Raw genomic sequence first — 19180 nt, forward strand, 5'->3', positions numbered from 1 at the left:
GGCCCATCCGATCCAGACCCTCATCCTGAGGTGCCCGCGCCAGCGGGCCTCGAAGGAGGTTTCCAGAGAGCGCTGCGATCCCTGGAGGGCTCCTTCGAGGGCTACGCTGCGCTCCGCCGCCTCAGGATGAGGGCGTGGATTGGATACCGCCCCTCACAGATAGGCCGATCCCATCTCGCTGGCGAAGCGCTGCGGCGGTCCCTCCCAGACGATCCGCGCCTGCTCCAGCACGTAGACCCGGTCGGCGTGGGGGAGCGCGAAGGTGACGTTCTGCTCGCCGAGCAGGACCGTGATCGGCGTGGTCTGCCGCAGCTTCTCCAGCGCCTTCGACAGCAGCTCCAGGATCACCGGGGCGAGGCCCAGCGTCGGCTCGTCGAGGATCAGGAGGCGCGGGCGCATCATCAGCGCCCGGGCGATGGTCAGCATCTGCTGCTCGCCGCCCGACAGGGTGCGGGCGCTCTGCGACTCGCGGTCCTTGAGGATCGGGAACAGCTCGTAGAGCCAGTCGCGCTGCCTGGCGCTCTCGGCCTTCGGGAAATGCTGGCCGCCGAGGTCGAGATTCTCGCGCACGCTGAGGTCGCCGAACAGCTCCCGGGTCTCGGGCACCTGGACGATGCCGGCCCGGGCGATGGCGGCGGGCTTCATCCGGGAGAGGTCCCGGCCGTCGAACCGGATCGTGCCCGTGTGCGGCACGAGGCCCGAGATGGCGTTGAACAGCGTGGTCTTGCCGGCGCCGTTCAGGCCGACCACCGAGACGAACTCACCCTCGTGGACGTGGATCGAGGCGGCGCGCAGGGCCTGCGCCTTGCCGTAGAGCACGTCGACGCCCTCGACGGTGAGCAGCGAGTCGGGCTTGAACGCCGCCTCGGGCCGGGCCGCCGTCTCGATGCTGCCGCCGAGATAGACCCGGCGCACGGTCGGGTCGGCCATCACGGACTCGGCAGAGCCCTCGGCGATGCGCTCGCCGAGATACATGGCGAAGACCCGGTCGACGATGGCCGCGACGCTCTTCACGTTGTGGTCGACAAGGAGCACGGCCTTGCCCTCGTCGCGGAAGCCGCGGATCAGCTCGGAGAAGGCCGCGACCTCGCCGCCGGTCAGGCCCGCGAAGGGCTCGTCGACCAGCACCACTCGGGGGTCGCGGGCGATGGCCTTGGCGAGCTCCAGCCGGCGGAGATCCGCGAAGGGCAGGGTGCCGGGGCGCCGGTCGACGACCGCGCCGAGGCCGACGCGCTCGGCGATCTCCCGCGCCCGCCGCGCCACGTGGGGATCGGCCGCCAGCCGGATCAGGCTGTCGGGCAGGAGCGCGAGGCTGATGTTCTCCAGCACGGTCTGCCGCTGGAGCGGCCGCGCGTGCTGGAACACGAGGCCGATCCCGGAGCGGGCGACCCGGTGGGCCGGCATGCCGCCGATCTCCGTGCCGTCGAGGCGGATCGAGCCGGCGCTCGGCCGCTCCAGCCCCATGATCAGCTTCATCACGGTGGACTTGCCCGAGCCGTTGGGGCCGATCAGCCCGAGGATCTCGCCCGGGCGCAGGTCGAGGTCGATGTTCTTGACGGCGACGAGGCCGCCGTAGCGCTTGGTCAGGCCGCGCACGGTGAGGCAGGGCTCGGCCATGACGGGCGACACGGCCGGCGGGGGCGCGACGGCGACGGTCATCGGGCTCTCCGGAGCGATCCGAGGCCGAGCAGCCCCGAGGGCACGAACAGGATCACGAGGAGCGCCACCGCCGAGACCACGAAGGTCGAGAGGCCGCCGAGCGGCCGCAGCAGCTCGCCCGCCGCGATCAGGAACACGGCACCGAGCGCCGCGCCCACGATGGTGCGGCGGCCGCCGAGCACCGCCGCGATGATCACCTGCACGCCCACCGACGTGTTGATCAGCGTGCCGACCGAGGCGGTGCCCATGTAGAAGACCACCAGCCCGCCCGCGAGGCCCGAGAAGGCGGCGCTGACCGCGAAGGCGGCGAGCTTGTGCTTGGCGACGTTGAAGCCGAGCGCCCCGGTCACCACCGGATCCTGGCCGGCGGCCTGGAGGATCAGCCCGGCGGGCGAGCGGGCGATGGCCGTGAGGATCAGGCCCGAGACCGCCATGAAGCCGAGCGCCAGCCAGTAATTGGTGTCGGCGTCGATCGAGATGACGTCCGGCACGGTCAGGCCGATCTCGCCGCCGGTGAGGCCGGAGAAGACCACGATCATGTTCTGCAGGAGCAGCACCGCCACCAGGGTGATCAGGCCGAAATAGGGGCCGCGGACCTTCAGCGCCGGCAGCGCCAGGGCGAGGCCGCCGACCACGGCCAGCACGGTCCCGGCCGCGAGGCAGTAGGGGATCGGCAGTTCGTAGCGGTTGTTGAGGATGCCGGCGCCGTAGGCCCCGAGGCCGATCAGGAAGGTCGGTCCGAAATTCACCTCGCCGGCGAAGCCGAAGAGCAGGTCCCAGGCCATGGAGAACACGCCGAAATAGTAGGCGATGGTCAGGAGGCCGAGGATGTAGCCGGAGACCCACCAGGGCAGGGTGGCGGCGGCCAGGACGGCGAGGACCGCGATCCAGAAGCCGGGAGTGGTGAGGAGCTTCATGGGGTGGCCTCGCACACGGCAGCGATCCGGCTCGTTCGGCGCAGAGGCCTTTCCCACCCACGCCCCTCATCCTGAGGTGCCGCGCCAGCGGCCTCGAAGGAGGCCTCCAGGGATCGCGCGGCCGGCTGGAGGGCTCCTTCGAGGCGGCTTCGCCGCACCTCAGGATGAGGGCGCGGGCTGGACACCCGAGGTGCAAAAAGAACCATCACCGCCGCCCCAGCAGGCCCTGCGGGCGCAGGTACATGACGGCGACCAGCAGGAGCAGCGCCGGGATCACCCGGTAGGCCGGCGAGATCAGGTAGGCGGTGGCGGTCTCGAGGTAGCCCACCACGTAGGCGGCGATCAGCGAGCCGGTGACGCTCCCGAGGCCTCCCAGCACCACGATCGAGAAGGCGCTCGCGGTGAGCGGCCCCACCGAGTACGACGACACCCCGAGGAACATCCCGAGCAGCACCCCGGCGGTGCCGGCGAGCAGGCCGTAGATCGCCCAGACCGCCACGTAGATCTTGCCCATGTCGTGGCCGAGCAGCGTGACGCCCCGCGGATTCATGGAGGCGGCGAGCAGGACCTTGCCGGCCCGCGCCCGGTTCACGAACAGCCAGAGCAGGCCGATCACCACCCAGCAGATCACCGCGGTGAAGACCTGGTTCCTCGGCGTCCGCACCCCGGCGATCTCGAAGACGCCCTCGACGATCGGCAGCACGGTCTTCGGGTTGTCGGTGAAGAAGTAGGCCACCAGCTCCTGGATCATGATCCCCCAGAGCAGCGTCCCCGTGAGCACGAAGATCTCCTTCTCCTCTCGCGGGATGGCCCGGCTGCGCTCGATCGGCGCGACCACCGCGAAGTAGGTGACCAGCGCGCCCGCGAGCCCGCACAGGATGCCGATCACCGCGCCCGCGTAGGAGCCGAGCCCGAACAGCGCCGAGGCCGCCCAGGCCGCCACCGCGGCCATGACCATCAGGGCGCCGTGGGTCAGGTTGAGGACGCCCGAGACCCCGAAGATCAGGGTGAAGCCCATCGCGCCGAGCGCGTAGAGGGACGAGATCGCGAAACCGTCGACGAGGATCTGGAGGCCGATCATCGCGCTCTCCCCGCCCGGTTACCGTCCCGCCGCCTTCACCGCAGGGGGCAGGATCATGGTCCCGTTGGCGGTGGTGGCCGGCCAGATCGCCACCTGCTTGCCGTTCTGCCACTGCCCGAGAACGCTGGTCATGAGGCCGGGCCCGTACTGGATCGAGTGCGTGAACGGCTCGTCCTTGCCGTAGAATTTCAGGCGCCCGACGGTGCCGACGTAGTCGGTCTTCTCCAGGGCGTCGACGAGCTTGTCGGCCTCCGTGGAGCCCGCCCGCTTGACCGCCTCCGCCGCGTAGTGCGTGGCGTCGTACGCCATGTAGCCCGCGTAGGACGGCGCGCCGCCGAAGCGCTTGGTGAAGGCCTCGGCGAACGGGATCGTCTTCTCGGTGAGCGCCACGCCCGGCACCGCCACGCTGTCGAACAGCACGCCCTGCGTGCCGCCGTTGGTGTTGGCCCAGAAGGTCGAGGAGGTCGCCTGGCCGCTGATCCCCGTCATGGCGATCGGCACCTGCTGGTTCTGCCACTGCACGGTCGGCTGCACGCCGACATGGGCGATGCCGGTGACGATCAGGTCGGGCTTGGCCGCCTCGATCTTGTTGTAGATCGGCGTGAAGTCGCCCGTGTCCGGGGAGAAGCGGACGTGCTCGACCACCTTCAGCCCGGATTTCGGCAGGCATTCCTGGTAGGCGGCGTCGAGCGGGCGGGTCCAGGCCGCGTCCTCGCTCATGATCGCGGCGGTCTTGGCCTTGAGCTTCTCGACCAGCACCTCCTTGGCCGAGTCGCACACCGCCTGCGCCAGGGCGTGCGAGGTCAGGTAGCCGTGGAAGGTGTACTTGTTGCGGGCGTAGTCCTTGTGGACCGCGACGCTGATCTCGTTCGAGGCCGCGCCGGGCGTGATCATCGGCGTCTTGAGCCGGGCCGCCCAGGGCATCAGCGCCAGCACGACCTCGGAGATGTAGCTGGCGATGACGAGGTTGACCTTGTCCTCGGAGACCGCCCGCTGGAAGGCGCGGACCGCGTCGGANGGGCATCAGCGCCAGCACGACCTCGGAGATGTAGCTGGCGATGACGAGGTTGACCTTGTCCTCGGAGACCGCCCGCTGGAAGGCGCGGACCGCGTCGGAGGCGGAGGACTTGTCGTCGTAGGTGACGACCTGGATCTGGCGCCCGTCGATGCCGCCCTTGGCGTTGATCTCGTCGGCGGCGAGCTGGACGGCCTGCGGGATCGAGGCCCCGGCCACCGACTGCGCCTCGGCGATCACCCCGATCTTGATCGGGTCCGCGGCCCGGACGGGCCCGGCGGCGACCAGCCCCGCGGCGATCAGCGCGGGCAGCGTGCGCCGAATCGGGGCAACCCGGGCGGCGGCGCGCACGGTCTCGGACATCGGCGTTCCCTCATCCCAGTGCCCGAATTTTATATTCGCGGGCTTGGCCCGGACTGTACCCGCGCTCCGACGGATCACAAGGGGCCGGTCGGGACCGGCCGGTGACGTTTGCACCGAGTCGTTTTCCGCCCGGGGTATCGCCGCGCGCCGCCGCATCCTAGGCTCGCCGCGGCCCTGCGAAGCGCGGGCCCGGCGGCCTCGAAGAAGGGCACGGTCCGGTGAGGAACGCACGCTCGGCCGCGGCCGGGGTTCGCCCCGGACCGCGGCCCCGGAGCCTCGGGAAGCGGCCCGCTCCGCGGCCGGCACGGCCAGGGGAACCACAGGCATGACCCTGCGCTGGACGCGGCGGCCCGAGGGCTCGACCTGGGGGGATTTCGGCCCCGACGACGAGTTGGGACGCCTGAACCTGCTCACCCCCGAGAAGGTGCTGCAGGGCGTCGCCGAGGTGCGCGAAGGGGTCACCTTCTGCCTCAGCCTGCCGCTGGACCTGCCGGGCGGCAACGTCCTGAACCCGCGCCGCCACCCGCCGCAGATCACCCCGACGCGCCGCGCCAACGGCCGGCCGAACATGAACTTCCCGGTCTGCGAGGAGGTCGACGGCGCCACCGACGTGATCTGCGACGACCGCGCGCTGATCCACCTGCAATACTCGACGCAGTGGGACTCGCTCGCCCATGTCGGCTCGCTGTTCGACGCGGACGGGGCGGGCGCCGCGCCGACCTTCTACAACGGGTTCCGCGGCGGCCGCGACATCGTCGGGCCGAGCGCGCCGGAGGCGGCGGATGAGCCGTCCCGGGCGAAGCGCCTCGGGATCGAGCGCCTCGCCGAGACCGGCATGCAGGGCCGCGCCGTGATGATCGACCTGCGCGCCCATCTCGGCGACGCCAGGACACGCGTCGGCTACGACGAGCTCGCCCGGATCCTGGAGGCCGACGGCGTCGTGGTGGAGCCGGGCGACATGGTCTGCCTGCACACGGGCTTCGCCGAGCGGCTGATCGCCATGGGCGGCGCGCCGGACCCGAAGCTCGTCCACACCCTCTGCGCCGGCCTCGACGGGCGCGACCCGCGCCTCCTCGACTGGATCACCCGCACCGGGCTCTGCGCGCTGATCGCCGACAACTACGCGGTGGAGGCCTACCCGGCTGGCCCCGGCCCCGCCTGCTGCGCGACGCTGCCGCTCCACGAGCACTGCCTGTTCAAGCTCGGGGTCAATCTCGGCGAGCTGTGGCACCTGACGCCGCTCGCCGACTGGCTGCGGGCCCGCGGCCGCAGCCGCTTCCTGCTCACCGCCCCGCCGCTGCGCCTGCCCGGCGCCGTCGGCTCGCCGACGACGCCGATCGCCACGGTGTGACGATCGGGAACGGCCCCGCGGCGCGCTCCCGGGGTCGCCCGGATCAGCCGAGCGCGACGGGCGCGGCGTCGGCGCGCGGCGGATCGCCGACCGGCTCCGCGGCCGGTTCCGCGACTCCCTGGGGCGGCCCGGGGCGGAGGACGGCGCGCTCGCGGAAATGCGGGATGGCCGCCTCGAACACGGCCTCGGCGGCCGCCCGGTCGCCGGCCGCCACGGCGTCGCGCAGCCGCGCCACCCAGGCGTCGAGCCGGTCCCGATCGGCGAAGACCGGCCGCGCCGCCATCACCCCGTCGATGCCCGGCAGGGCGATCCGGGGCTCCTCGCGGGCGAACAGGATCTCGTTGAGCCGCTCGCCGGGCCGGGCGCCGGTATAGGCGATCTCGATCTCGGTGCCGGGCTCGAAGCCGGCCAGCCGGATCATCCGCTCGGCGAGGTCGGCGATCCGCACCGGCTGTCCCATCTTGAGCACGTAGACCGCGGCGCGCTCCGCGCCCGTCCGGGCCTCGCCGTCGGCGTGCGAGGCGGCCGTCAGCACGAGGTCGCAGGCCTCGCGCACGGTCATGAAGTAGCGGACCATGTCCGGGTGGGTGACGGTGACCGGGCCGCCCCGGGCGATCTGCGCCTTGAAGACCGGCACGACCGAGCCCACGGAGCCCAGCACGTTGCCGAACCGCACGGCGATCAGCCGGGTCGGGTGGTCCGGCCGCGCCGACTGCGCGGCGTCGAGGGCCTGGGCGACCATCTCGGCGAAGCGCTTGGTGACGCCGAGCTGCGAGACCGGCTCGATCGCCTTGTCGGTGGAGATCATCACGAGCGCCCGCGCGCCCGCCGCCACCGCCGCCTCGGCGACGTTGATCGAGCCGAACACGTTGGTCTTGATGCCCTCCTGCCAGTCCCGCTCCAGGTAGGGCACCTGCTTCAGCGCGGCGGCGTGGAGCACGTAGTCGGGCCGGAACGCCGCGATCACCGCGTGCGTCCGCTCACGGTCGCGGATATCGGCCAGCACCCCCGTCACGGCGGTCTCGGCGGCCAGGATCGCGGGGTGGCTGAGGATGCCGTGGAGCGCCGGCTCGGAGGATTCGAGCACCAGCACGGCCGCGGCCCCGAAGGCCACGGCCCGCAGGCAGATCTCCGAGCCGATCGACCCGCCGCCGCCGGTCACCACGACCCGGCGGCCGGCGAGGAACGCCTCCAGGCGCGGCCGGTCGATGGCGACGGTCGGCCGCAGCAGCAGGTCCTCGATCTCCAGCGGCGCCAGTTCCGGCCCCTGCACGCCCTCGCCGAGGCCGACCACGCGGGCGAGGGGCAGGCCGAGGCGCCGGGCGCGGGCGATCAGGTCGTCGGGCGCCGCCTCCGGCACCAGGGCGCTCGGGGCGGCCACGAGCCGCCGCACCGGCTCGCCGCGGGCGGCGAGGTCGGCGACCACGCGCTCGAGATCCGGGAAGCCGCCGAGCACCGGCACGCCGCGCATGAACTGGCCGCGCTCGTCCGCCCGGGGCGACAGGATGCCCCGCGGCGCGAGCTTGCGCACCGAGCCCGCCTCGATCGCCCGGATCAGCACGTCCATGTCGGCGCCGCGCCCGAGGAGCAGGGTCGGGACGGTGGCGGCCCGCGCGCTCGACTGCCGGGAGCGGGTGTCTTTCAGGTAGCGGAACGCCAGGCGCGTACCGCCCAGGAAGAAGATCTGCAGGACCCAGTAGAGCAGGATCGCGATCTTGCCGAAGAAGTAGAAGCCGTAGAGGTCGGACGAGACCAGCACCCAGTCGATCACCAGGAGCGCCAGGGCCAGGACGCTGGCCGCCCGGACGATGCCGGCGAGGTCCTGCAACGAGGCGAAGCGCCACTTGGTCCGGTAGAGCCGGAAGCGGCCGTAGACGAGGCCGGCGAGGACGAGGAACGGCGGCAGCAGCAGGGGCAGGGCGTGCAGACGCTCGGCCAGCATGCCGCCCTGGAAGCGGAACAGGAAGGTGAGCACCACGGCGGCAGCGGTCGCCGCGAGGTCGTGGGTCACCATCACCGCGGTCTTGTAGAGGCGCTGCTGCATCGGGAGCCGGATGGGATCCCGGGGGTATCCGCCGCGGCACCGGCCCTGTCAACGCGGCCCGCCCAGGGCCGGAGGCGGGGCCGGAGGCGGCGCCGGCCTCAGCCCAGCGCCCGGGCCGCCGCACCGGCCGCGTCGTCCACCCGGTCGATGTCGGGGGCGTCGATGTGCCGGTAGCGGGCCTGGATCAGCCCGAAGGCCCCGAAGGCGGCGTGGCCGGCCGCCACGAGCCCGAGGAGGATCCAGCCGTAGGGCTGGGCGCGCAGCAGCGCGAAGGCCTCGGCCAGACCCTTGGCATCCGAGGAGCGCTGGTGCCACGCGGCGGCCACGAGGAACCCGCCGATGATCAGGAAGGCGAGGCCCCGCGCCGCGTAGCCGAAGCGGCCGATCGGGCCGGCCCAGCGGTCCCGGGCCCGGGCGTCGAGGGCGAGCCGGTCGGTGACGTCCCCGCGCCACGCCTTGCCGAGGAAGCCGAATCCGCCCGCCACGACCGCGAGGCCGACGAGGGCCACGAGCCAGCGGCCGAAGGGCTTGCTCAGGAGCCACGCGGTACCGTCATGCACGCCGTCGCCGCCGCTCATGCCCAGGCCGAGGCTGAGCGAGGCCGCGCTGGCGGCGAGACCGAGATAGAGCCCGGCGCTGATCAGGTGGGCACCGCGCACCGCGAGGCCCTTGGCGGAGGTGCCCCGCCGGTCGGCATCGGTGATGCCCTCGACGAGGCGCCAGAGGGCGAAGCCGGCGAGGCCGAGGGCGATCAGGCCGACGACGGCCGCGCCGAACGGCCCGGCCATGACGGCGCGGAGCGCGTCCTTGCTGTCGCCGGCCCGGCCGCCATGCCCCAGGGCCGCCAGCAGGGCCAGGGCGCCGACCACGATGTAGACCACGCCGCGGGCGCCGTAGCCGAAGCGGGCGATGCGCTCGATCGCGTTGCGGCCGCCGGGAAGGGTCCTCATCGGCGGGACCCGGCTTCGGGGAATCGGGCGTCGGGCACGGGCGGCATCCTGTGGAGCGGGAGCGTTCAACGCCCGGCGGCGCGCACCCGATCCGTTGCCGGCACAACCTCCGTGGCCGCCCTACATGGGCGTCCGGTCGGCGCGGCCGGTGAGCGCCACGTAGAAGCCGAGTCCGTCCTGGGCCGGCAGGGTCTGCAGGCGCTCGATCAGGCCGCGGCGCTTCGCGTCGAGGAGCAGGCGCCCGGCCGGCTGGAACAGGGTCTCGCCGCCGCCCTCCGGGGGCGGATCGAGCCGGATCGCCACGGTCTTGCCCTTGGCGAAGCGGCTGCGCTCCAGCATGTCCTTGAGCGAGGCCTCGGCGGTCGCCCGGTTGGTGCCGCGCAGGTCGAGCACCGACTCGGCGTCGGTCACGCCGAGGGAGCCGCGCAGCTTGGCCGCGTAGAAATCTTCGAAATGGGGCAAGTCGGTGCCTTGATGCTTCGCCGTTCGATCAGGTGGGGTGCGGCCGCTCAGAAGGCGAGACCGCGGTAGAGTTCGCGCACCGGCACGGCGCCGTCGAGCTCCGGCAGCGACACGGTGCCGTCGAGACCGAGGGCCGCGACGCTCCAGTCGTCGCCCGCGCTCCGCCAGACCTCGACCCGCGCCTCGTCGGAATAGACGATCAGCAGGACCGCGAGGCTCGGCACGGTCCGGTAGAAGTCGATCTTCCGACCGCGGTCGAGACTCATGGTCGAGGGCGAGAGCACCTCGGCGACGAGGAGCGGATCGGCGGCGTAGCCCTCCGGCAGGGGCGGTCCGCGCCGCACCACCACGTCGGGGATCGGGGCGAAATCGTCCATCGCGGCGCTGAGGATCGCCAGCCCCGGCATGGCGCGGCAGCCCTTGGCATCCGCGAAGTCGCCAATTCGGCGGATCAGGTTCGCGACGATTGCCTGATGCCGCTCCCGCGGCGGCGCCATGAGCACGGGCTCGCCATCGAGCAGCTCCCAGCGCTCGTGCGCGGGCCGGCCCTCCACCCAGAGCCTGAACTCGGACACATCCATCCGCGCGTCGCGCTTCGCGGCCAGAGCCATCGCCGATCCCCACCTCGGCCGGATCGTAGCACCGGGCCGGCCGCCCGCAACAGGTCCGGCCCGGAAGGCCATCCCCGCGCGGGCGTCACGGCCGATGCCAGGCCGGCCTCCCTCGGGGACTCGGAGGCCGGCACAGGGCGACCGGCACAGGGCGACCGGCGCAGCGACGGACTCAGTCGGCGCCGGGTCCGGCCGCCGCGACGGTGGCGCCGGCCTCCAGGAAGCGCTGCGGATCCACCGGCTCGCCGTCGATGCGGGTCTCGTAGTGGAGATGCGCCCCGGTGGAGCGCCCCGTCGAGCCAACGGCGCCGACCGCATCGCCCGCGGCCACGCGCTGCCCGGGGCGGACCGCGATGCGGGCGAGGTGGCCGAACCGCGTGGTGACGCCGTGGCCGTGGTCGATCTCGACCATGTTGCCGTAGCCGCCCGCGGCCTCGGCGGCGATCACCCGGCCCGGCGCGGTGGCGCGGGCGGGCTCGCCGTACTCCGCCTTCAGGTCCAGCCCGGTATGGAGGGCGAGGCCGCGGGTGAAGGGGTCGAGGCGCGTGCCGAACGGGCTCGACACGGTCGCGCCTCCCCGGATCGGGCGTGCCAGGGGCAGGGTGGCGGCGAGCCGGCGCAGGCGCTCGCCGTCGTCGAGCGCGCGCCGGGCCAGGGCGAGGCCCTCCGCGAAGCCGGTGCCGTCCAGGGCGCGGCCGTCGAGGGGGACGAACGGTCCGCCCAGCCCGGCGGCCGGCGCGGCCGCGCCGGTGCGGTCGGGATCGAGGCGGTCGGGGTCGAGACCGGTGCGGCCGATCAGCCCGCGCAGCCGCCGCACCGCGTCCCCGGCCCGGGCGGCCAGCCCGGCGAGGCGCTCGCCCTGGGCCGCCTGCAGGCCGTCGAGCCGGGCCTCCAGCCGGATCAGGCCGGTCTCGGCCTCGCGCGCGCCGCGGCGGGGCAGGGGATCGCGGGCGGAGCGCGGCGCCGGAGCCGCACCCTCAGTCGGACGCAGGAAGAGATCGTCGTAGCTCCCACCGGGCGCAGCGCCGGGCCGCCCGGGCAGGGCGCCGGTCGTGGACGGCTCGGGCAGGGCCTGCCGCTCCAGGTCGGCGAGGGCGGCCGTGCGCCGCTCCAGCTCGGCCTGGCGCTCCAGGGCGGCCGCGACCCGGTCGGCCAGACCCGCCTCACTTCCCGCCCGGTCGCTCCGGTCGCGGTCGAGGCGGTCCTGGAGCTCGCCGATGCGCGCCTCGTAGGCGTCGCGCAGGGCGGCCTGCCGGGCCACGAACCCGGCGAGCACGTCGTCGTGGAACACGATCAGGCAGGAGGCCCCGAGCGCCCAGGCCACCGCCAGGGCGAGGCCGGCGGCGAGCCAGGGGGCTGGCCGGTGCGGCCTGAGACGCGCGGGGAACTTCGGAAGCTGCATCGGGACGGCACCGGAGGAGCCGCCATTCAGGCCTCAGTAGGGTTAAGGATCCGTCGCGCGCCGGGCGTCAGAGGGACGTCAAGGAGACGTCAAGGGGACGTCAGGGCAGGGCGCGGGCGGCCGCCAGGACGGCCTCGGCGTGGCCGGGCACCTTCACCTTCGGCCAGATCCTGGCGACGCGCCCCTCCCGGTCGACCAGGACGGTGGTGCGCTCCACGCCCATGTACTTGCGCCCGTACATGCTCTTCTCGACCCAGACGTCGTAGGCCTCGAGCACGGTCTTGTCCTCGTCGGCGGCGAGCGGGAAGGTCAGCCCGTACTTGCTGCAGAACTTGTCGTGGCTCTTCACCGGGTCCGGCGACAGGCCGACGACCTTGGCGTCCGCCTCCGCGAAGGCCGGCAGCAGGCCGTTGAAGTCCTGCGCCTCCAGCGTGCATCCGCTCGTGTCGTCCTTCGGGTAGAAGTAGAGCACGACTTTGTGACCGCGGAGCGCGGACAGTCCGACACGCCCTCCGCCCGAGGCGGGAAGGTCGAAATCGGGGGCGGGATCCCCCTCTGACAGCGGCATCGTGCCTTCCTTTCGGCCGATTGATGATGTGCAACCGATCTCGTGCGCGGGCTCGAGCGATGGCACCGCGCACGTCCGAGCCAAGCCCGGAGTCGCGGCCGCTGTAAAGCGCGGGCGCGCTTCGATCCACCGGCCGCGGAGCCCGAGGGCGCCGCGCGCAGAGACCCCGGAACAAAGGTCCCGATGGCGGACGAGACAACGCCGGCATGCAGGCCTCGGGGGAAGGCGCGACGCGTCGGCGGCGTCTGCCTCGTGAGCGCCCTCGCGCTGGTGCTGCTCGTCGGCGCCGGTGTCGGCCTCGTGGCCCTGCGCCTGTCGAACGGGCCGCTCCAGATCGACGGCCTGTCGCGCCGCGTCGCCGCCGCCGTGGCCGAGCGGATCGGACCCGGCTGGAGCATCGGGCTGCGCGGCAGCAGCCTCGAGCTCGACCGCGAGAACGCGCTCAGCCTGCGCTTCTCCGGCCTCGACATCCGCAACCCGCAGGGCGACCTCGTGGTGCGCGCCCCCCTGGCGCTCGTCAGCCTCGACCCCTGGGGGCTTCTGCGGCTCAACCTGCAGCCGCGCTCGATCGAGTTCCGCGAGACGCAGACCACCGCGCTGCTGCACCGGGACGGCTCCATCGCCTTCGCGGCCTCGGAGGCCAACCACCCGGTCGACGTCGCGCCGCACACGCCGCCGAGCGTGGACGGGGTGCGCGGCACCGTCTCGCCGCTCTCGGCCGCGATCGCGTCGATCTTCGGGGTCGTCCTCGATCCGGGCGGCGTGGTCGGCGCCCTCGACCGCGCGCGCGTCACCGATGCGCGGCTGCGGCTGATCGACGAGGACGGCCGCGAGCGCGCGGTCTTCGCGCGGGTCAACGGCCTGTTCGGGCGCGACCCGGTCAACGGCACCCGGAACTTCGAATTGCGGCTCGACGGGCCGCACGGCGAGTGGCGCTTCGGCGGCACGCTGCGCGACGGCGCGGACGGGCAGGAGCGCTCGGGCGTCATCACCCTCGACGACCTGCCGGTCACGGATCTCCTGCTGCTCTCGGGCCAGTCCGGCCTGCCGCTGACCACGGACCTGAAGGTCTCGGCCCGCGCCGACGTGAGCCTGACGGCCGGCCGCATCCGGACCATGAACGCCAAGCTCCACACCGGCGACGGCACGTTCCTGATCGAGGAGAAGGACTTCAACCCGGTCACGGTCGAGAGCCTCGACGCCTCCCTGGACTGGGACGAGGCCAACCGCGTGATGTCGCTCACTGGCCTGGACTATCGCGGGGCCGGCAACGCCGTGCACCTCGCGGGGACGTGGACGGGCAGCCCCGCGGGCGCGAGCACGACCTGGACCGCGACGCTGGCGAGCCGCGACGCCACCTTACGCGGGGCGACCCCGCAGGACGCGCCGGTGAAGATCGACGCCCTGGACGCGCAGCTCTCCGGCCGCGACGGCGGGATCTCCATCGACGCGCTGACCCTGTCGGGGCCCGGCGTGAAGGGCGCCATCACCGGGACGATCGGCACGAGCGCCGACGACGGCGGCCTGACCCTGCACCTCGCCGGCCACGACGGCGAGGTCCGTACCGGGCTGCGGCTCTGGCCGGAGCACATCGCGCCGCCGGCCCGCACCTACCTGGTGGACCAGCTCCGGCGCGGCCGGGTCGATTCCGTCGACATCAAGGTGAAGATGTCCGGGGCGGTCCTGGCGGCCGCCACCCGGGGCGACCCCGCCCCGGACGACGCGGTCCACATCGACTTCCACGTCTCGGACGCGGCCATCGACGTCACCGCCGATTCCCCGCCGGTGACCAAGGGCAACGTCGTCGGCGTGATCACCGGGCGCTCGACCACGGTGCGCAACGTGACCGCCGAGGTCCACGGGCCGGACGGGCGCGGGCTCGCCATCTCGGACGGCAGCTTCGTCATCCCGCAGATCACCCCGGACCGGGTCGTGGCCCAGATCGGGATGCGGCTCTCCGGCGGCGCCGACGGCATGGCCTCCGTGCTCCAGGCCAAGCTGTTCAAGAGCGTGATGAGCGTCGACCTCGACCCCGCCACGATCAAGGGCAGCGCCGACCTGCGCGTGGACTTCCCCCTCGACCTCAAGCACATCCCCGACCTGCCGGACCTGCCGGTGACGCTGACCGGCTCGCTGGCCGACCTCTCGGTCGACAAGGTGATGGGCCGGGACCGGCTCGAGTCGGGCCGGTTCAACCTCGTCTACGACCGGGGCGCCTTCACGCTGAAGGGCGACGGCCGGGTCGCGGGCGCGCCCATGTCGGTCGACCTGCGCCAGCCGAAGGTCGGGCAGCCCGGCGAGGCGGTGGTCAACGTGTCGCTCGACGAGGCGGTCCGCGGCCGCAAGGGCCTGCCGACCGCGCCGCAGCTCACCGGCACCATCCCGGTCCGCGCGGTGGTGCAGATCGGCCGGCCGGGATCCGGCAAGCCGCCGATCCGGGTCGAGGCGGATCTGGCGAAGGCCGGGATCGACGGGCTGGTCCCGGGGCTGACCAAGCCCCCGGGCAAGCCGGGACGGCTCACCTTCACCCTCGTCGACAGCGGCCAGACCTTCGACCTGCGGGATTTCGCCCTCGACGCGGCCCCGGCGAGCGCGCGCGGCACCGTCTCGATCACCCAGGAGGGCGGCCTGGAGCGGGCGGACCTGACCAGCGTCAAGCTCTCCCCCGGCGACGACCTGCGCGTGAGCCTCGACCGGACCGGCGGCGGCTACAAGGTCGTGGTCCGGGGCGCGGTGGCCGATGCCCGGCCGTTCCTGAAATCGCTGGGCGCCCCCGACCCGAAGGGCGGCCGAGAGGCGCGGGACGCGAATCCGAAGGATATCGACGCCGACATCCAGGTGCCCATCGTCACCGGCTTCAACGAGGAGGCGCTGACCGGCGCCAACCTGAAGCTCTCCCTGCACGGGAAGACCCTGCGGGCCGCCAACATCACCGGGCGCTTCCGCGCGGCCCCCTTCGCCGCCACGGTGACCCGCGGCGAGCGCGGCGTGCCGACCCTGTCGGTGGAATCGGCCGATGCCGGCGCGACGCTGCGGTTCGTCGACGTGTACCGGCGGATGTATGGCGGCCGGCTCACGGCCGGGATCGGCCTCAACGACGGCCCGCAATCCGGCGTCGTGCAGATCCGCGACTTCATCCTGCGCAACGAGCCCGCGCTGTCGAGCATCATGGCGCAGGGCCCGGAGCCGTCCGACGCGGAGACGGCCCGCGGCCGCCGGGTCGCCCCGGGCCGGGGCGCGGGCGACGTCACCTTCGACCGCATGCGCGCCAATTTCGTGCGCACCGGCACCCGCGTCGACTTCACCGACGCGGCGATCTCGAACGCCGCCATGGGCTTCACCCTGTCGGGCTGGCTCGATACCGGCCGCGAGCGCACCGACATGACCGGCACCTTCGTGCCGCTCTACGGCCTGAACAACGTGGCCTCGCAGTTGCCGCTGCTCGGGCCGCTGCTGGGCGGCGGCCACAACGAGGGCCTGTTCGCGGTCAATTTCCGCGTCTCCGGCAAGCTCGCCTCGCCGGACGTGAGCGTGAACCCGCTCTCGGCGATCGCCCCGGGCTTCCTGCGCAAGCTGTTCAGCGCCGGCGGCGGCCCCTTCGCGGACGGGATGCCGGGCGTCCCGCAGCAATAGGGCGGGCAGCCCGGAAGAGCCGCCCGCCCCTGTCTCACGCGCGGATGAAATCCGCGATCACGGCCGGAGCCGCGGTGTCGAAGCCGACCACGTCGAGCATGCCGGGATCCTCCGGGTCGGCGAAGCTGAAGCCGTTGGAGACCAGCCCCACGACCACCAGCTTCGCCGGGATCCCGGTCTTCTCCCGGTACGCCCGCAGCGCCTGGACCGGGTGGACCGGCCCCGCCCAGGTCTCCGAGTCCGTGTAGACCACAAACGCGTCGGCCTTCACGCCCCGCTCCAGCGCCCAGCGCATCGGCAGGCCGCAGTCGGTGGCGCCGAACGGCAGGTCGGCGGTCGCCCGCACCGCCTGATCGAGCCGCGTCGACGGCCCGATCGGCAGCGGCGTCAGCGCGGCCCCCTGGCTCCAGGCCCGGCCGGCCTCGGCGGTGAAGCCCAGCACCTGCCAGTGCTCCTCGGTCGCCGCGGTGACGAGCGCCATCGCGGCGGCCGCCTCCCGGGCCGTGAGCGTCGAGCCCGCGACCGTGCTGGCGCCCATCGAGCCCGAGACGTCCAGCGCCAGCACGAGGCGCCGGCCCGTGGGCTCGACCGCGCCGAACGCCGTGTAGAACGCGGCGTTCAGCGCCTCGACGATCGCCGCCACCGGCTCCCAGGCGAGCTTGCCCCGCTGACCGTGCCCGGAGGCGTAGGTCTTGAGGGCCAGCAGCAGCGCCATCGGGTGCAGGCGCGCCCGGAGGATCCGCTCCCGGTCCGACAGGACTGCCCGGACGTGCTCGGTGCCCTCCGAGAAGGGCGCAAGCACCCCCGCGGCCGTCAGGCGGCCGAGCTGGCGCACGAGGGCGCCGACCGGCATCCGCTCGATCAGGGCCTCGTTCACCGCGCGGCTGCCCATCAGCCCGGTCGGCAGCGCCTCCCACGGCAGGCCGTGCGAGCGCACCAGGGCGGCGGCCACCGCCCCGTCGAGGCCCTCCGCCTGCACCCGCGCGAAGGCGTGGACGATCCCGGGGGCGGCCTCGGTCACGGTGCCGCGGCAGATCCAGTCGAACAGCGCCTTCCGGGCGGGCTCCTCCGTCTCCGGGTGGGCCAGCCGCAGCAGGTCGCGGTGCGACCAGCCCTGGCGGGTCCGGTACTTCACCGCCTGGAAGGCCAGGGCCTCCACGGGCTTGGCGCAGTACCAGTCACCGACCGCCCGGCGCAGGCCCCGGCCCCAGCCGCGCATCGCCTCGACGGAGGCGGCGAACTGGAACAGGTGCGTGCCGGTGCGGCAGACCCGCGGCAGGGCCGCGAGCGCCGCGCGCCGGGTCGCGAGGTCCGCCGACGCGGCGGCCAGCGCCAGGGCGAAGATCGCCGGATCCGGCTTCGGAGCCCGGCCGCCCTCACTCACCGCCACGATGGCGGCGACCGCGCGGGCGCCGTCCTGCGCGATGCACCGCTGCACCGCCGCCGCGTTCGCGGCGGTCAGGGCGCGCGGGCTCGCGTAGTACGAGCCGCCCTCGGAGCCGAGCACCAGGAAGCGGTCGAGCCGCGCCCAGTCGCCGACCGCGAAGGCGTGGCCTCCGGCGGCGTTCGGCACCGTGCCGGGGATCGGCTCCGTCTGCGGGGTGGCGCGGAGCCGGAACATCTGTGCGAGCTTCGTCATGGCGGGCTCCTCTCGGTCTCTCCTCTCTCCATCGCGGCCGATCGCCGGCCGGTGGCGCGTCCCGGCGCGCGCGGTCGGGCGGGGACGCGGCCGCGGCGCGTCGTCCACCGCCGCTCGCGCGCGGCCGGTATCTCGTGTGGTCGGTGGCGGGGTTCCGTCCGGCCGGGCGCGGGCGTGGCGGCGACGAGGGGCTTATCCGATGCTCTGCTTGAGCTACGGGCCTGACGACCCGGCGGGACTCGCACCCGCACCCCTCGGATCCCGATAACCTTCGTCTTCCGGCCCGCGTCCGGGCGATGCGGGCGTGGCGTGAGGAACGGTGTCCGGGCGCTCTATCCGGGCTGAGCTACGGGCCTCGCGGCCCGGCGGGATTCGAACCCGCGACCTCCCTTCGGTGAAGATAATCGTTCCTCTCCGGCCCGCATCGTCGGCCGGGATCCGCGCACGGTCGGCGCCCCCAGTCGTCTGGCCGGGCCCTGCGGTCGTGGTGTCGGGGACGGGCATGAGCTCCGGCGACCTCGCGGCCCCCGGCGGGGATCGAACCCGCAACCTCCGCGGGACAAGCCCGCGGCGCTCTACCGATGATAACCGTCCCCTGCCGGCCCGCAGGGTCCTCGAGACGCGCTCAGCCTCTCGGGCCGAGAGCCCCGCGATACGACCGTAACGGTCGCATCAGCCCGGGACGGGCGAACGCCGCGACGTCGATGCCGTCGTGCTGTTTCATGCCATGCTCCGTCCGAACGGGGCTTCGGGTGACGCGGGCGTGTCGATGAGGCTCGGGGGGATCCGTGACAGGGATAACCGAGCGTCTCCGGCCCGCGCCGGTGAACTGCGATGGGCTGCCAGCGGCGACCGTTGCGAAGGGAACCGGACTCGTCCGCCGCGGCGCGCGGGCCGCGGATACGAGGAGCGTGCGGTCACTTCAGATCACCGGCCCGGCAGGCCGATGGCGCGGTGGATACGGTCGCGCTCGGCCTGCGTCAACCGGAAACTTGAAAATTCTTTCAGTTCGGGCGATCTCCGGCCCATGATCACTGCCGCCCAGATCCGCGCCGGCCGCGGACTTCTCAAGTGGACGCAAGGGGTTCTCGCGAGCCGCGCCGCGGTCTCCGTCGTCACCCTGAACATGATCGAGAGCGAGCAGGTCCAGCCCCGCAGCCGGACCCTCGCGGCGATCCGCACGGTCCTCGAAGGGGCGGGCATCCGCTTCGTCGGCGACGCGCAGGACGGATACGGGGCGATCCTGCGCCCCGCCCCCGCGACCGGGTCCGGGGACGCACCGGCACAGAAAAGCCCGGCGCGGACGACCGCACCGGGCTGAAGCCGAACCGGCCTGCGCGGGCGCGCTATTTCTCGACGAAGGCCTTCTCGATGACGTAGTGGGCAGCCTCGCCGTGGTTGCCCTCCTCGTAGCCGCGGGACGTCAGGAGCTCGCGGGTGTCGCGGATCATGTCGGGGCTGCCGCAGAGCATGAAGCGGTCGTTC

The 19180-nt window shown here is 73.4% G+C and carries 14 protein-coding genes, 2 tRNA genes and 2 pseudogenes; 3 read left to right on the plus strand and 15 right to left on the minus strand.

Going from position 1 to position 19180, the window contains the following annotated elements:
- Positions 1-153: 153 nt before the first annotated feature.
- The 5 genes and pseudogenes from ASG32_RS07400 to ASG32_RS34925 form a co-directional block, all read right to left on the minus strand.
- Entirely contained in the window at positions 154-1659 is a 1506-nt protein-coding gene (locus ASG32_RS07400; RefSeq protein WP_056524052.1) for an ATP-binding cassette domain-containing protein, read from the minus strand.
- Positions 1656-2576 carry a branched-chain amino acid ABC transporter permease gene (locus ASG32_RS07405; RefSeq protein WP_056524055.1) on the minus strand — a complete coding sequence of 307 codons (921 nt, stop codon included), beginning with the start codon at positions 2574-2576 and terminating at the stop codon, positions 1656-1658. The genes ASG32_RS07400 and ASG32_RS07405 overlap by 4 nt, the downstream gene beginning before the upstream one ends.
- Before the next feature lie 205 nt (positions 2577-2781).
- Positions 2782-3657: a branched-chain amino acid ABC transporter permease gene (locus tag ASG32_RS07410; protein WP_020095281.1), complete on the minus strand. Its 876-nt coding sequence runs from the start codon at positions 3655-3657 to the stop codon at positions 2782-2784.
- 18 nt (positions 3658-3675) lie between these two features.
- The coding region (locus tag ASG32_RS07415) for an ABC transporter substrate-binding protein (RefSeq protein ID WP_244491838.1) at positions 3676-4674 on the minus strand (999 nt) is incomplete at its 5' end.
- A gap of 1 nt (position 4675) precedes the next feature.
- A pseudogene (locus ASG32_RS34925) lies at positions 4676-5035 on the minus strand (ABC transporter substrate-binding protein); the annotation flags it as partial.
- A gap of 325 nt (positions 5036-5360) precedes the next feature.
- On the opposite strand from ASG32_RS34925, the gene ASG32_RS07420 reads away from it, so the two are divergent.
- Entirely contained in the window at positions 5361-6386 is a 1026-nt protein-coding gene (locus tag ASG32_RS07420; RefSeq protein ID WP_056524058.1) for a cyclase family protein, read from the plus strand.
- A gap of 43 nt (positions 6387-6429) precedes the next feature.
- Here ASG32_RS07420 and ASG32_RS07425 read toward each other — a convergent pair whose 3' ends face one another.
- The 6 genes from ASG32_RS07425 to ASG32_RS07450 form a co-directional block, all read right to left on the minus strand.
- The gene (locus ASG32_RS07425) at positions 6430-8430 is read right to left on the minus strand and encodes an SDR family NAD(P)-dependent oxidoreductase (protein ID WP_056524061.1); all 2001 of its coding nucleotides are present in this window, start codon (positions 8428-8430) and stop codon (positions 6430-6432) included.
- Between the two features lie 98 nt (positions 8431-8528).
- Positions 8529-9380 carry a DUF1206 domain-containing protein gene (locus tag ASG32_RS07430; RefSeq protein ID WP_056524065.1) on the minus strand — a complete coding sequence of 284 codons (852 nt, stop codon included), beginning with the start codon at positions 9378-9380 and terminating at the stop codon, positions 8529-8531.
- Between the two features lie 120 nt (positions 9381-9500).
- Positions 9501-9842 carry a hypothetical protein gene (locus ASG32_RS07435; protein WP_020096438.1) on the minus strand — a complete coding sequence of 114 codons (342 nt, stop codon included), beginning with the start codon at positions 9840-9842 and terminating at the stop codon, positions 9501-9503.
- 47 nt (positions 9843-9889) lie between these two features.
- Positions 9890-10453: a Uma2 family endonuclease gene (locus tag ASG32_RS07440; RefSeq protein ID WP_056524068.1), complete on the minus strand. Its 564-nt coding sequence runs from the start codon at positions 10451-10453 to the stop codon at positions 9890-9892.
- A 172-nt stretch (positions 10454-10625) separates the two neighbouring features.
- A complete protein-coding gene (locus ASG32_RS07445) occupies positions 10626-11855 on the minus strand; it encodes a M23 family metallopeptidase (RefSeq protein ID WP_056524070.1) in 1230 nt (409 codons plus the stop codon).
- Positions 11856-11955: 100 nt separating this feature from the next.
- Positions 11956-12423 (minus strand): peroxiredoxin, encoded by a 468-nt coding sequence (locus ASG32_RS07450; RefSeq protein WP_056524076.1) that lies wholly within the window; start codon positions 12421-12423, stop codon positions 11956-11958.
- A 252-nt stretch (positions 12424-12675) separates the two neighbouring features.
- Between ASG32_RS07450 and ASG32_RS07455 the strand changes: the two genes are divergently transcribed.
- Positions 12676-16056, plus strand: coding sequence for a DUF3971 domain-containing protein (locus tag ASG32_RS07455; RefSeq protein ID WP_056524078.1), 3381 nt, complete (start codon positions 12676-12678; stop codon positions 16054-16056).
- A gap of 34 nt (positions 16057-16090) precedes the next feature.
- On the opposite strand, the gene ASG32_RS07460 is transcribed toward ASG32_RS07455, so the two are convergent.
- The 3 genes from ASG32_RS07460 to ASG32_RS33705 form a co-directional block, all read right to left on the minus strand.
- Positions 16091-17695, minus strand: a complete 1605-nt coding sequence (locus ASG32_RS07460; protein ID WP_056524081.1) for a TROVE domain-containing protein — start codon at positions 17693-17695, stop codon at positions 16091-16093.
- Positions 17696-17919: 224 nt separating this feature from the next.
- Positions 17920-18051 (minus strand) — tRNA-OTHER (locus ASG32_RS33700).
- A tRNA-OTHER gene (locus tag ASG32_RS33705) sits at positions 18052-18118 on the minus strand. It lies immediately after the preceding tRNA gene.
- 604 nt (positions 18119-18722) lie between these two features.
- On the opposite strand from ASG32_RS33705, the gene ASG32_RS07465 reads away from it, so the two are divergent.
- Positions 18723-19016 (plus strand): helix-turn-helix transcriptional regulator, encoded by a 294-nt coding sequence (locus ASG32_RS07465; protein WP_056524084.1) that lies wholly within the window; start codon positions 18723-18725, stop codon positions 19014-19016.
- A gap of 25 nt (positions 19017-19041) precedes the next feature.
- On the opposite strand, the pseudogene ASG32_RS33265 reads toward ASG32_RS07465, so the two are convergent.
- Positions 19042-19180, minus strand: a pseudogene (locus tag ASG32_RS33265) (ferredoxin--NADP reductase); the annotation flags it as partial.

The organism is Methylobacterium sp. Leaf361, assembly GCF_001424445.1.
GTDB lineage: Bacteria > Pseudomonadota > Alphaproteobacteria > Rhizobiales > Beijerinckiaceae > Methylobacterium.

What these genes read in the sequence shown, in the direction of transcription:
- ASG32_RS07400 (WP_056524052.1), bottom strand. Translation starts at nt 1,659, where the DNA reads ATGACCGTCGCCGTCGCGCCCCCGCCGGCCGTGTCGCCCGTCATGGCC.
- ASG32_RS07405 (WP_056524055.1), bottom strand. Translation starts at nt 2,576, where the DNA reads ATGAAGCTCCTCACCACTCCCGGCTTCTGGATCGCGGTCCTCGCCGTC.
- ASG32_RS07410 (WP_020095281.1), bottom strand. Translation starts at nt 3,657, where the DNA reads ATGATCGGCCTCCAGATCCTCGTCGACGGTTTCGCGATCTCGTCCCTC.
- ASG32_RS07420 (WP_056524058.1), top strand. Translation starts at nt 5,361, where the DNA reads ATGACCCTGCGCTGGACGCGGCGGCCCGAGGGCTCGACCTGGGGGGAT.
- ASG32_RS07425 (WP_056524061.1), bottom strand. Translation starts at nt 8,430, where the DNA reads ATGCAGCAGCGCCTCTACAAGACCGCGGTGATGGTGACCCACGACCTC.
- ASG32_RS07430 (WP_056524065.1), bottom strand. Translation starts at nt 9,380, where the DNA reads ATGAGGACCCTTCCCGGCGGCCGCAACGCGATCGAGCGCATCGCCCGC.
- ASG32_RS07440 (WP_056524068.1), bottom strand. Translation starts at nt 10,453, where the DNA reads ATGGCTCTGGCCGCGAAGCGCGACGCGCGGATGGATGTGTCCGAGTTC.
- ASG32_RS07445 (WP_056524070.1), bottom strand. Translation starts at nt 11,855, where the DNA reads ATGCAGCTTCCGAAGTTCCCCGCGCGTCTCAGGCCGCACCGGCCAGCC.
- ASG32_RS07450 (WP_056524076.1), bottom strand. Translation starts at nt 12,423, where the DNA reads ATGCCGCTGTCAGAGGGGGATCCCGCCCCCGATTTCGACCTTCCCGCC.
- ASG32_RS07460 (WP_056524081.1), bottom strand. Translation starts at nt 17,695, where the DNA reads ATGACGAAGCTCGCACAGATGTTCCGGCTCCGCGCCACCCCGCAGACG.
- ASG32_RS07465 (WP_056524084.1), top strand. Translation starts at nt 18,723, where the DNA reads ATGATCACTGCCGCCCAGATCCGCGCCGGCCGCGGACTTCTCAAGTGG.